The sequence below is a fragment of the Rathayibacter sp. AY1E8 genome (assembly GCF_002931415.1).
GTDB lineage: Bacteria > Actinomycetota > Actinomycetes > Actinomycetales > Microbacteriaceae > Rathayibacter.
On record NZ_PSVI01000027.1, the window covers coordinates 14,473 to 27,643 of the forward strand.

The window sequence follows — 13,171 nt, forward strand, 5'->3', positions numbered from 1 at the left end:
CATGAGACGATCACGATCGGCGGTGAGGACCGCTCTGGCGGTCGCGACCGTCGCCGCCACGGCGCTGCTCGGCGCCACGGTCCCCAGCTCCGCCTTCGGAGCCACCGAGACCCCGCTCCTCCACTACACGTTCGACACCGCCCCCACCGGCACCACGGTCGCCGACACCAGCGGCAACGGCTACAGCGCGACGCTGCGCGGCTCCGGGGCCCAGTTCCGCAACGGGCTCATCAGCCTCCCCGGCGGATCCGCCGCGGCCGCCCCCTACCTCGAGATCCCCACCGCCGGCCTCGTCGGCAAGAAGGACCTGACCTTCTCGACCTGGCTCGCCCACAAGGGCGGGACCGGCAACGTCGCCGCCGCGTTCGTCGGAGCGCCCGTCGCCTCCGGCGCCTCGTTCTCCTCCGGCTACTGGCTGCTCAACCCGAGCAACCTCTCCGGCTACACCAAGTCGGTCGTCACCAACTCGGTCAACGCGGGCGCTCCCTACAACACCGAGGTCGGCGCCGGGGCGACGGACACCCCGACCGTCGGCGCGCGCACCCCCTCGGGCCTCTCGCTCTACACGACCGTCATCGACGGCTCGACCGGCAAGCTCACCGTGTACGTCAACGGCGCGCAGATCTCGCAGAGCACGATCGCCCGCGACGTCTCCTCGTTCGGCCCGTCGCTCGTCGCGTACATCGCGCGCTCGACCTACAACGACCCGGGCTGGAACGGCGAGATGGACGACTTCGCCGTCTACGACAGCGCCCTCAGCAGCAGCTCCGTGCAGGCGCTCTACTCCTCGCAGGCCCTCGACCGCGCCGTCGCGTCGGTCACGGTGCCCACGGAGGCGACCGCCGGCTTCACGGTGCCCACCACCGCCAGCGGCGTCGGCATCACCTGGACGTCGAACAGCGCGGCCGTGGCCATCACCGGCGGCACCGCGACCGTCACGCGCCCCGCCGCGGGGCAGCCGGACGCCACCGCCACCCTCACCGCCACCTACAGGGTCGGCACCGAGACCCGCTCGGTCGACTACGCGGTGCGCGTCGCCGCGCAGCTGGACGACGCGACGAAGGTCCAGCGCGACCTCGCCGCGATCGCCATCCCGAACGTCGGCGACATCCGGACGAACGTCTCGGTGCCCACCACCGGCACGCTCGGCTCGAGCATCGCCTGGAGCGTCGTCAGCCCGAGCGGAGCGACCGTCCGCGACGGCAGCGCCGCCGGCACCCGCACCATCGACGTCGACCGCCCCGCGACCGGGAGCCCCGCGATCGACGTGGTCGTCCGCGCGACCGCGACCAGCGGATCCACCACCCGGACCCGCGACTTCACCCTCCGGGTGCAGCCGCTCCCCGCCGGCACCGACGACACCGAGGCGTACGTCTGGGCGTTCTTCACCGGAGAGGGCGACGGCGCCGAGCGCATCAGCCTCGCCGCCTCGAAGGGCAACGACGCGCTGAGCTGGAACACGCTGAACGGCGGCAAGCCGGTCTTCACCTCGAACCTGGGGACGATGGGCCTGCGCGACCCGTTCATCATCCGCTCGCACGAGGGCGACAAGTTCTTCATGCTCGCCACCGACCTGAAGATCGACGGGCTCCCCGGCGGCTTCGACACCGCGCAGAAGTCGGGCTCGAAGTACATCGAGGTCTGGGAGTCGACCGACCTGGTGAACTGGTCCGCCCAGCGCCACGTCAAGGTCTCCACCGACTTCGCCGGCAACACCTGGGCCCCCGAGGCGTACTGGGATGACGAGCTCCAGACCTACGTCGTCTTCTGGGCCTCGAACATGTACCCGACCACGAACACGGCCGATCGCGCCTCCGTCACCTACAACCAGATGATGTACGCGACGACCGAGGACTTCACCTCCTTCTCGGAGGCGAAGCCGTGGATCGACGTCAAGCGCGGCGCCGGCAAGGGCACCATCGACTCGACGGTCGCGAAGGACGGCGACACCTACTACCGCTTCACCAAGGACGAGGCGTCGATGACCCTCCGCGAGGAGAAGAGCACCGACCTGCTGGCCACCGTCTCGGGCTCGCTGCCCGGCACCGGCGGACCGGCGGACGAGTGGTCGCTGGTCAAGGAGAAGGTGGCCTCGGGCCTGCCCAACGGCGAGCCCGGCAAGACCTTCACCAGCGGTGAGGGCCCCAACGTCTTCCCCGCCAACGAGGGCGACGTGAACGGCCTCGACTGGTTCCTCTTCATCGACCAGCCGAACTACCACGACGGGCCGAACCACTACATCCCGTTCGGCACCGACGACCTCGCGAACGGCGACTCCTGGCAGCCGCTCGGAGCGAAGCTCCGCACGGGCCTGCCGCAGAACGCCGACGGCGGCAAGCCGCGCCACGGCACGGTCATCCCAGTGACGCGCTCCGAGTACCAGAAGGTGCTCGAGGGCTACGCCCCCGGCCTGGCCGTCGCCTCGGTCGCTCCGCTGACCGCGACGACCACGGTCGGCACCGCGCCGGCCCTGCCCCGCGCCACGATCACGACCGCCGCCGGCACCACCAGCACGGTCGACGTGGCCTGGGACGCCGTCGCGCCCGCCGCCTACGCCACGGCCGGGACCTTCACGGTCTCGGGCGTCGCGCAGGACGCGTCTCGCATGCCGGTGCAGGTCACGGTCACCGTGCAGTCCTCGCTGAAGGTGAGCGCGACCGCCACGTCGCGCTGCGTCGCCGGCAAGGTCGTGCTGACGGTCGTCGGCAAGAACGGCGACACGGTGCCGATGGACGTCTCGATCAGCACCCCGGAGGGCGTGAAGACGATCGCCGGAGTGAAGCCGGGCGCCTCCGGCTCCGCCGCGTTCACGGTGCGCTCGACGCAGCTCGCCGCGGGCGAGGCGACGGTCACCGGCACGGCCACGGTCGGCGGCAAGACCGTCACGGCCACGGCCACCGCGCCCTACAGCGCGCGCAGCTGCGGCTGACGCACGGCACTCCTCGGGAGCCCGTCGCACCTCACCGGTGCGGCGGGCTCCCGTCGTCGTGCGGGGGGAGCCGGGAAACCGCCCTGACGCCGAGACGCCGCCGCCTCGGCCGCGCTTCGACGGACGGCGCGGCGCCTCGTCACGCGGGCGGGCCCGGGGCGGCCCGCCCGGCGTCATCCGGCGACGGCTGCCGGTCCGGCTTCGAGCAGGTCGCGGACGCTGCGCGGCTCGCGTCCGAGGAGGCGCCCGAGCTCGGGGCCGGTGCCCGCGAAGAAGCCGCGCTCGGCCGCCCGGTGCATCCCGAGGGTGAAGCGCACGAGGAACTCGGGCTGACCCGCCGCGACGCGCGCGGCGACCCACTCGTCGTCGCCGAGGACACGCAGCTCGACGGGTCGCCCGCCGACCTCGGCCGCGATCCCGGCGATCTCCTCGAACGTCGGAGCCTCCGTCGCGGTCAGCATGATCGGCCCGTCCTGCGGGCTCCCCGAGAGGAGGAGCCGGGCGGCCGCCTCCGACTCGTCCTCGCGGGCCGTCCACGAGACGCGACCGTCCGAGGGGACCTCGATCACGCCGGTCTCCCGCCACGGTCCGAGGAACAGACCCAGGCTGTGCGCGTAGAAGCCGTTGCGGAGCGACGTCCAGGCGAGTCCGGACTCGGCGAGCAGGCGCTCGGTCGCCGCGTGGTCCCGGCCCGGGCCGAAGGGGGTGTCGGCGGCGGCGCCCTGGTGGCTCGTGTAGAGGACCCGTCCGACTCCGGCCGCGACGGCCGCCTCGACGGCGGTGCGGTGCAGGGCGACGGCGTCGGCCCTCGGATCGCTCGAGGAGACGAGGAGCAGCTGATCCGCTCCGTCGAAGGCGCCCGGGAGGGAGGCGGGGTCGGCGTAGTCGCCGACGCGCACCTCCACTCCGCGCTCCGCGAAGCGGGCGGCCTTCGAGGCGTCGCGGGCGACGACGGCGATTCCGGAGGCGGGGACGGAGTTGAGAAGGTGGTCGACGGTGGCGCCGTTCAGAGCGCCGGTGGCACCGGTCACGATGATCATGGGGAGAGCCTTCCGATGAGGGGTATCAGCGATACCACGACGAAGATAACCACGGAATTCCACTGATAGCAACCGTGCGCTACCGTCGATTCGTGATCAGCCCCACTCCCCCGACCGACACGCGCCTGCGCATCGTCGAGGCGGCCGCCGGCCTCCTCCGCGATGAGGGCCCCGCCGCCGTCACCACGCGAGCGGTCGCCCAGGCGGCCGGGCTGCAGGCCCCGGCGATCTACCGCCTCTTCGGCGACAAGGACGGCCTGCTCGAGGCGGTCGCGGAGCACGTGCTGGCCACCTGGGTCGACTCCAAGGCGCGGACGGTCGAGGCGGCCGTCGCCGGGGGCGTCGACCCGGTCGAGGACCTGCGCGCAGGCTGGGCCGCGCAGGTGGAGTTCGGCCTGGCCAACCCCGCGCTCTTCCGCCTCCTCAGCGATCCGGGCCGCGCCTCCGGATCGCCGGCCGCCCTCTCCGGGCGGCGGGTCCTCGCCGCGCGCGTGCAGCGAGTGGCCGCCGAGGGCCGCCTCCGCGTGCCGGAGGAGCGCGCCGTCGGCCTCATCCAGGCGGCGGGCACCGGCGTGGTCACCACCCTGCTCTCCACCCCCGCCGCCGACCGCGACCCCGGTCTCGCCGACGCCGCGCTCGACAGCGTGCTCGCGGGGATCCTCACCGACCCGCCCTCCCCCGGCGACGGCGGGCGGCTCACCGCCCTCGTCGGCGTCCGGGCCCTCGCACCGGAGCTCGCCGGCCTCACGCCCGCGGAGCGCCTGCTGCTCGCGGACTGGCTCGACCGTGCCCTCGCGGCGGCCGCGCAGGAGTGACGGGCACGCAGGAGTGACGGGCACGCAGGAGTGACGGCCGCGCTTCCACCACAGGAGTGACGGGCGCCGTCCCGCCGCGGGGACGACGGCGCCTCCGTCCCGCAGAGGCGCGGGCTTCGCGGCTAGGCGCGCCTGCCGTCGGGCGGGAGGATCGACGCCTGGATGAGCGGCACGGGGAAAGGAGGGCATGTTGAAGCTGTGGAGCGCATCGAACGCGTTCCTCTACCTCGGCAGCGTCAAGGAGAACGACTTCCTGCAGAACGTCTCCGAGCTCGTCGGGGACTACGACCGCGAAACGACCTCCGCCAGCTATAACAAGGGCGTCCGCTCAACCTCGACCGCCTTGAAGCGCGAACGGATCCTGACCGTGGACGAGCTCGGAGCGATGCCCGCGGCCGCGCCGTGATGCTCTCTACTGGCTCCCGCGCCGCGCTGCTGCGCACCGTGCCCTGGTACGAGGGCACGAAGGAGAAGGTCGCAGCGATCAAAGCCAGACGTGTTCTCGGGCGCGGACCGGCTCGTCGCTGACGAATGTGCTTGTGCTACGCGCTGCGGCGGGAGATGAGCGAGTGCTCGACGACGATCTCGCTCGGGTGCGCCGGAGGGCCGTTCCGGATGCGCTGAGCGAGGAGGTCGACGGCCGTCTTGGCGATCTGGCGGCTGCCGGGATCGATCGTGGTGAGGGCGGGTATCGCGTAGGCGGCGGCGGTGACGTTGTCGAAGCCGACGACGGCGATGTCCTCCGGTACGCGGATGCCGCGAACGTGCAGTGCGTGCAGTGCCCCGAAGGCCAGGGTGTCGTTGAAGCAGAAGACGGCGTCCAGAGGGACGCGGGAGTCGAGCAGCTGCGTCATCGCGACGGCGCCGTCGGCGTGGTGCCACTCGGTGGCGACCGCGACGAGGGCGGGGTCGAACGGGATCGCGTTCGCCTCGAGGGCACCGCGGTATCCGTCCAAGCGGAGTGCTGCGGCGCTGACGGATCCGCCGGCGGGGTTGCTGCCGATCGCGGCGATGCGCCGGTGTTGGCGGTCGATCAGGTACTGCGTGGCGGTGGCCGCGGCGGCTGTGTTCGCCATGGTCACGTGATCGACCGGGCCGTCGAAGATCCTGTCGCCCAGGAGAACGAGTGGGCGGTCCCCGACGAGTACTTTCTCGTCTCCGGGGCCGAGTGCGTGGGGCTGGAAGATCAGTCCGTCCGACAGCTGGCGGCTGGAGCCGGAGAGGACGGCGATCTCGGCGTCTCGGCGCGCTCCGGTCTGCTGGATGATCACGGTCCAGCTGTGCCGCTCGGCCTCCGACATGATGACCGTCGCGAGCTGGCCGAAGTACTCGATCGCGAGATCCGGGATCGCGAGGGTGATGAGCCCGGTCTGGCCGGTGCGCAGTCCGCGCGCGGAGACGTTGAGTTGGTATCCGAGATCGCGGACTGCCTTGAGGACGAGATCGCGGGTCTCGGGTCTGACGTTGGCGTTGCCGCTGAGCACGTTGGAGACCGTGCGAGCGGTGACGCCTGCAGCAGCGCCGACATCGGCCATGGTCACCGGGCGGGTTCGCGATCGCGGCATCGGCATCATCCCTCCCATGAGCGTTCCCCGATCATCCCAGGTCGACGGTCGGCGAGAGGCGCACGGTCACCCAGGCGATGGCGGGGATCCGGAGCGAGAGGACGCCGTCGGTCAGCGCTACGGCGAGGGGCCGCGGAGTGACGGTGTCGGGGAGCTCCGCCGAGTTCGTCGCGAAGGGGTCCTCGTGTCGGAGGATCAGTGCCTCTGTCACCGTGAGGGTGGGGAACGACGTGAGGTCGACCGTGGTGTCCGTGACGCCGTCGGTCGCGCGGTTGACGATCATCAGGTCGAGCGAGCCGTCGGCGTGCGCCGCTGCGGCGAAGGCGAGGACGGGAGCGGAGTCATCGCCCGCTCCCGTGCTGTCCGCCTCGACGACGGTCCGGAGCGCGGTGGCGCCGGCGGAGCGCCGTGCCTGGGCGAACGGCCAGAAGGTGCTCTGCCGCCAGGCGGGGCCGTCCGGCTCGGTCATGATCGGACCGATGACGTTCACCAGCTGAGCCATGCTCGCTGCCCGGACGATGTCGGCTCTGTTGATCATGCTGATGAGCATGTCGCCCACGACGACGGCGTCCGCTGCCGTGTAGCGGTCCTCGAGGAGTCGGGGCGCCTCCTCCCATTCGAGCCCTCCGGCGACTCGTTCATCGTGTGCGACGAAGTCCCACACGTTCCACTCGTCGAAGGAGATGGCGATCGGACGCTCTGATCGCCTCTGTGCTCGGACCTGTCCGATCGTGTCGGCGATGGCGGTGATGAAGCGGTCCATGGCGACGCCGGAGGCGAGGAACGCGGAGAGGTCGCCGTCGTAGCGGAAGTACTGGTGGCACGAGACGAAGTCGACGTGCTCGACCGTGTGCAGCAGCACCTCCTGCTCCCAGGCTCCGAAGGTGGCCATCCGGTCGTTCGAGCTGCCGCAGACGATCAGTTCGAGGTCGGGGTCGAGTGCGCGCATGGCGGCGGCGGTGCGGGCGGCGAGACGCCCGTACTCGCCGGCGCTGAGATGGCCGATCTGCCACGGCCCGTCCATCTCGTTGCCGATACACCAGAGCCGGATGTCGTGCGCCTCGTCGGCGCCGTTCGCGCGCCGCTCGTCCGAGAGCGTCGTGCCGCCGGGGTGGTTCGCGTACTCCAGCAGGTGCAGGGCCGAGCGGATTCCGTCGGTCCCGAGATTCAGCGCCATCATCGGCTCGACGCGCGCCGCCCGGCACCAGCGGACGAACTCGTCGATCCCGAAGCGATTCGGCTCGACGGTGTGCCAGGCAGGATCGAGCCGGACGGGACGGGCCTCGACCGGACCGATGCCGTCGCGCCAGTCGTACGCCGAGACGAAGTTGCCGCCCGGGTAGCGGACGGTCGTGACCCCGAGCTCCTCGACGAGCGCGAGGACGTCGGTGCGGAATCCGTCGGCGTCGGCGCTCTCGTGCGAAGGATCGAGCAGGCCGCCGTACACGCCTCGGCCCAGGTGCTCCACGAACGATCCGAAGAGCCGCGGATCGATCGTCCCGACCGTGAAGGCGGGGTGCACGATGCCGTGCGCTCGGTGGACGGGGTGCGAGGTCATGGCCATTCCGTTTCATCGATGAACTGGTCCGCACAGTATGCACGCCTCGACCAGCACACCGCGATCCGAAAGGGATGGTGTCGAATGTTGACGGGGTCGGCCCGGCGGCTCTACTATCGCCGACAGCGGTCCTCGATTTCATCGATGAAATGCCTGCACCAGGTGGCCGAGTCAATGAAGACAGTGAAAGCGAGGCACGTCGTGAGGCGTCACAGCACCCGGATCAGCATCGTCGCAGCGGTCACAGCCGCGACTGCGGCCCTTCTTCTCAGCGGCTGCACGCCGTCGTCCGCGGGAGGCGCCTCGGCCGGGAACGGCGGCGACACCTTGACCGTCTGGCACTACTACTCCGTCGACGGCCAGACCGCCGGACTCGAGGAGCTCGCGTCGGACTTCGAATCGACGCACGAGGGGGTCGCGGTCGAGAACGTCTACGTTCCGTTCGACCAGCTGACGAACAAGCTCGTGCAGGCCGCGGGAACGGGCACCGGCCCCGATGTGGTCGTCTACAACGCCGCCGATACCTTCACCCTCACCGAGGCGAAGGCCATCGAGCCGATGAACGAGTGGTGGGACCAGTACGCCGACGCCGGGCAGTTCCCCGACGCCGTCGTGCAGAAGGTCGGCGACGACGTCATGGGCGTGCAGGGCTTCGTGAACCTGATCGGCCTCTGGTACAACCAGGACATCCTCACCGAGCTGGGTGTCGAGGCTCCCAGCACGTTCGAGGAGCTCGAGGCGGATCTCGCCTCGGCCACGGCCGCCGGGAAGGACGGCATCACGCTGACCGGCAAGGCGAACTCCGAGGGCGAGTGGCAGGCGTTCCCGTGGCTCTCGCGTGCCGGGTGGGACTACGCCGCACCCGAGCAGCAGCCTCTGCAGGACGCGTTCGCGATGGTGCAGGACTGGACCGCGAAGGGCTACCTGACCAAGGAGGCGGCGACGTGGGACCAGACGGTCCCTTTCCAGCAGTTCGCCGCGGGGAACACGGCCTTCGCCGTCAACGGCAACTGGCAGATCACCTCGGCCGAGAAGGACGCCGCGTTCGAGTACGGGGTCGTGCCGATCCCCGTCGGTGAAGACGGCTCGGTCTACCTCGGCGGTGAGGTGCAGAACGTGGGCGCCTTCTCCGAGAACAAGGCGCTCGCGCAGGAGTACCTCGAGCAGGAGTTCTTCTCGAAGCAGGGGCAGCTGACGCTGCTCGACGCCTTCGGCTCGATCCCCGCCCGTGCCGATGCAGCTGCCGACGACAAGGTCGGCAGCGACCCGATCCTTTCCCAGTTCGCGGCGATCCTCCAGGACGACGGCCACACCTCGCCTGACCCGGCGATCCCGTCCGAGAACGTCGCGAAGGTGCTGCAGACCGTCGGTGAGTCCTGGAGCGCGGCGGTCGCCGGCAGCGGGACCCCCGAGCAGCTCTCGAGCGACCTGATGACGACCCTGACGCCGCTGCTCCAGCAGTAGCAGACCCCGACGAGAGAATGGAGCGACCGTGAGCAGCACCTCGACCACGACCCGGAGACGATCCGGCGTCGGCGGCGGCCGATTGGGCTTCGCCGCACCGGGAGGAGTGCTGCTCGCGGCGCTGTCGCTCTACCCCATCTACCTGCTGATGAGGATGAGCGTCAGCGAGGTCAGCTCCGGAACCCTCAACGGGGACTGGCCGTTCGTCGGAGTGCAGAACTTCCTCGCGCTGCTCCAGGGCTCCGACCTCGGCGGCGCCACGCTGCGCACCGGGGCCTTCGTGGTCCTGGTCACGGTCGTCGGGGTCGTCGGAGGACTCGGAGCGGCGATCGCCCTCCGTTCCTCCCGGCTGGGCAGTGCCTTCCTCCTGGGGATGATGGTGTTCATCTGGGCCATGCCGCCCGTGGTGAACGGCAGCATCTGGAAGTTCCTCCTCGCCGATCAGGGTCTGGTCAACACGCTCGTGCGGGCGACCGGCCTCTCGGCGGAGGGCGTCCCCTTCCTCTACGACGCGAGGTTCGCGCTGCTCTCGGTCGCGATCGTGAACGCCTGGGCCGTCATCCCCTTCAATGCGCTGGTCTTCCGGTCCGCTCTGCTGGGCATCGACCCCGAGATCCTCGAGGCGGCCTCGGTCGACGGCGCGAGCCGCTGGCAGGAGATCCGGAGCATCCTCATCCCCGCGGCGCGGCCGACCGCCGTCATCCTGGCGATCCTGACCGTCGTCTACGCCTTCCGCAGCTTCGACTTCATCTACGTGATGACCGCCGGCGGCCCCGGAGACGCGACGTCCACGCTGCCCTACCTCAGCTACTCCCAGGCCTTCGTCCAGCACGACTACGGACTTGGTTCCGCGACGGGCATCATCGCCCTCGCCATCGTGGCGGTCCTCGCCGTCGTCTACGTCCGATCGACCAGGAGCGAGTCCTGATGAGCACCCTCACCGCCCCCCTGACCCGCCTGCGAGGCGGCGCTGCGACCCGCGTCGCGCGACCGTCCCGCACCCGGGAGCCGGTCGCCTTCACCGTACGCGTGGTGCTCTACGTCCTGTACGGGCTGCCCCTTGTCTGGATCGTGCTCACCTCCCTCAAGCGCCAGGGCGACGTCGTCGGCGGAGCGATCCTCTCGGCGCCCTCCTTCGACGCCTATGCGGAGGCGCTCGCGAACCCCGCCCTCGCGACGGCGCTCGCCCAGTCGGCGCAGATCGCCCTCGGGACCACTGCACTGGTGCTCGCGCTCGGCGTCCCGTTCGCCTACGCGCTGCGCCGCGTCGACGGCGTCGTCGCCGGTCTCGTCCTCGGGCTGCTGATCTTCCTGCAGATGGTGCCGCAGACGGCGAGCATCATCCCTCTGTTCGCGATCTTCAGCAGGCTCGGTCTTCTGGACACCACCGCCGGTCTCGTCCTCGCCGATACGGCGATGTTGCTGCCGTGGGCCGTGCTGCTGCTGCGACCGTTCTTCGCCGCGGTGCCCGACGCCATCGAAGAGGCCGCCTCCATCGACGGGGCCGGTCGGCTGCGCACCTTCTTCGCCGTCGTCGTCCCGATCGTTCGAAACGGCATGGCGACGGTCGGCTCGCTGATCTTCCTCGTCGCCTGGGGTGAGTTCCTCTTCGCGATCAACCTCTTCCTCTCTCCGGTCAACTACCCGATCAGCGCTCTCATCGCGCAGCAGACGTCGGGGTACGGGATCGACTGGCCCGGGCTGATGGCTCTCGCGGTCATCTCCTCGCTGCCGCTGCTGGCCGTCTACGTGCTGTCGTTCCGGCTGCTGCGTGAGGGCCTCGCCGTCGGCAGCGTCAAGTAGCAGTCGTCCTTCCTCTCGTCCCGCGCCACTCGTGAAAGATCCCGTCATGACCTTCTCCCCAGCCCTGCCCGTCGACCCGGCCGCCGGGACTCTGACACCCCTCGCCATCGACCGGGTGCAGCTGGACCCGGAGGGGTTCTGGGGACGTCGGGTCGCCGTCAACGCGACCGCCACCTTCGAGCACAACCTCGGCTGGCTGGAGCGCGCCGGTTGGCTGCGCAATTTCGAGCTCGCCGTCGGGGGCGGACTCGCCGAAGGCCGTCGCGGACGCGAGTTCGCCGACTCCGAGGTCTACAAGACCCTCGAAGGGCTCTGCTGGCACACCGCCGGACGTGAGGACCCGGAGACCGAATCGATCATCCGCGCTCTCACCGCCCGCATCGTCAGTGCGCAGGAGAGCGACGGCTATCTCGGCACCCGCTTCGGCCGGCACGGTCAGGCTGAACGTTACAGCGACCTCGAGTGGGGCCATGAGCTGTACAACGCCGGACACCTCCTCCAGGCCGCGGTCGCGCGACTGCGCACCCACGGTGAGGACGGGTTCACGCAGGCCGCGCGCCGTCTCGCCGACCACATCTGCTCGGAGTTCGGGGCGGACGGCCGCCAGACGGTCTGCGGACATCCGGAGATCGAGGTCGCGCTCACGGAGTTCGCCCGCGCCACGGGGGAGGAGCGCTACCTCGAGCAAGCCCGCGTGTTCTTGGACCGCCGCGGTCACCAGAGCCTGGAAGACGTCGAGTTCGGTCGCGCCTACTTCCAGGACGACGTCCCGATCCGCGAGGCCAAGGTCCTCCGCGGACACGCGGTGCGCGCCCTCTACCTCACGTCCGCGGTGGTCGACGTCGCCGTGGACACTGATGACGCCGAGCTGCTCGCGATCGTCGAGCGGCAGTGGGAGGCCACAGTCGCACGCCGGACCTACATCACCGGTGGAATGGGCTCGCATCACCAGGACGAGGCGTTCGGCGCCGACTTCGAGCTACCCAACGACCGCGCGTACTGCGAGACCTGCGCCGGCGTGGGCTCGATCATGCTCTCGTGGAGGTTGCTGCTCGCCACCGGCCGCCCGCGCTACGCGGACCTGATCGAACGCACTCTGCACAACATCATCGCCACCGCCGTGTCCGAGGACGGCCGCTCCTTCTTCTACGCGAACACCCTCCACCGGCGCGAGCCGGGCGTCGCGTCCTCCCCGGAGGAGCAGTCCAAGCGCGCGGACTCCAGTCAGCGGGCGGCGTGGTTCGACGTCGCCTGCTGCCCCAACAACCTCGCCCGCACCTTCGCCTCGCTGTCCGGCTACCTCGCCACCACCGATGCGAAGGGTGTGCAGCTGCACCAGTACGCGTCCGCCACGATCTCCGCCGCTCTCCTCCAGGGAGACGTCTCGATGGAGGTCTCCAGCGACCTGCCGGAGCGGGGGCGAGTCGCCGTGACCATCACGCGCACACCCGTCGAGCCGTGGACTCTGACGCTGCGGATCCCGACCTGGGCGACGAACGCGGACGTCGTCGTCGTCTCCGCCGACGGGGATGCTGCCGAGACGCCGACCGGACCGTTCCACGGCACGCTCCACCTCGAACGGCGTTTCCGCGTCGGCGACCGGATCGAACTCGACCTCCCCTTCGAACCCGTCCTCGTGCAGCCCGACGAGAGGATCGATGCCACCCGCGGCACCGTCGCCGTCCAGCACGGACCGGACATCCTCTGCCTCGAGTCCGTCGACCTCCCCGCCGGCGCCCACGTCGACGACATCGCCCTGGACGCCGGAGCGGTCCCGATCGCACGAGAGGGGCGTGTGACGCTCGCCGGCAGCGTCGCCGAACGCGACGAGCACGAATGGCCCTTCTCCAGAATCCCTCGAACCCCGCACCGACGGCCGTTGACCGTGGCGCTCACCCCGTACCGGTCGTGGGGATCCCGAGGTCCCGTGTCGATGCGCATCTGGCTTCCCGTGAACCACTCCTGATTCCCGGGCGAGCTCCCACCGCCGGGCGGAT

Annotated in this window: 10 protein-coding genes; 7 read left to right on the plus strand and 3 right to left on the minus strand. The window is 70.5% G+C overall.

What is annotated here, in order from left to right:
• The first annotated feature begins 22 nt into the window (after positions 1-22).
• A complete protein-coding gene (locus tag C5C74_RS09655) occupies positions 23-2,929 on the plus strand; it encodes an immunoglobulin-like domain-containing protein (RefSeq protein ID WP_181134681.1) in 2,907 nt (968 codons plus the stop codon).
• Positions 2,930-3,102: 173 nt separating this feature from the next.
• Here the strand turns inward: C5C74_RS09655 and C5C74_RS09660 are convergent, their stop codons facing one another.
• Positions 3,103-3,969: an NAD(P)H-binding protein gene (locus tag C5C74_RS09660; protein ID WP_104335354.1), complete on the minus strand. Its 867-nt coding sequence runs from the start codon at positions 3,967-3,969 to the stop codon at positions 3,103-3,105.
• Between the two features lie 92 nt (positions 3,970-4,061).
• Here C5C74_RS09660 and C5C74_RS09665 point away from each other — a divergent pair, with 92 nt between their 5' ends.
• Positions 4,062-4,784 carry a TetR/AcrR family transcriptional regulator gene (locus C5C74_RS09665; RefSeq protein WP_104263251.1) on the plus strand — a complete coding sequence of 241 codons (723 nt, stop codon included), beginning with the start codon at positions 4,062-4,064 and terminating at the stop codon, positions 4,782-4,784.
• A gap of 187 nt (positions 4,785-4,971) precedes the next feature.
• A complete protein-coding gene (locus C5C74_RS09670) occupies positions 4,972-5,190 on the plus strand; it encodes a TraM recognition domain-containing protein (RefSeq protein ID WP_104351432.1) in 219 nt (72 codons plus the stop codon).
• A 136-nt stretch (positions 5,191-5,326) separates the two neighbouring features.
• Here the strand turns inward: C5C74_RS09670 and C5C74_RS09675 are convergent, their stop codons facing one another.
• Complete coding sequence (locus C5C74_RS09675; RefSeq protein WP_104257515.1) at positions 5,327-6,349, minus strand: LacI family DNA-binding transcriptional regulator; 1,023 nt, start codon at positions 6,347-6,349, stop codon at positions 5,327-5,329.
• 31 nt (positions 6,350-6,380) lie between these two features.
• A complete protein-coding gene (locus C5C74_RS09680; protein WP_104351433.1) occupies positions 6,381-7,907 on the minus strand; it encodes an alpha-N-arabinofuranosidase in 1,527 nt (508 codons plus the stop codon).
• Positions 7,908-8,108: 201 nt separating this feature from the next.
• On the opposite strand from C5C74_RS09680, the gene C5C74_RS09685 reads away from it, so the two are divergent.
• From C5C74_RS09685 to C5C74_RS09700, 4 genes are read left to right on the plus strand one after another with little or no spacing between them, the layout of a single operon-like run.
• Positions 8,109-9,371 carry an extracellular solute-binding protein gene (locus C5C74_RS09685; protein ID WP_181134682.1) on the plus strand — a complete coding sequence of 421 codons (1,263 nt, stop codon included), beginning with the start codon at positions 8,109-8,111 and terminating at the stop codon, positions 9,369-9,371.
• Between the two features lie 28 nt (positions 9,372-9,399).
• Positions 9,400-10,299: a carbohydrate ABC transporter permease gene (locus tag C5C74_RS09690; RefSeq protein ID WP_104247247.1), complete on the plus strand. Its 900-nt coding sequence runs from the start codon at positions 9,400-9,402 to the stop codon at positions 10,297-10,299.
• Entirely contained in the window at positions 10,299-11,174 is an 876-nt protein-coding gene (locus C5C74_RS09695; RefSeq protein ID WP_104224039.1) for a carbohydrate ABC transporter permease, read from the plus strand. Before C5C74_RS09690 ends, C5C74_RS09695 begins: the two co-directional genes overlap by 1 nt.
• Positions 11,175-11,220: 46 nt before the next feature.
• Positions 11,221-13,140 carry a glycoside hydrolase family 127 protein gene (locus C5C74_RS09700; RefSeq protein ID WP_104225865.1) on the plus strand — a complete coding sequence of 640 codons (1,920 nt, stop codon included), beginning with the start codon at positions 11,221-11,223 and terminating at the stop codon, positions 13,138-13,140.
• Positions 13,141-13,171: the final 31 nt, after the last annotated feature.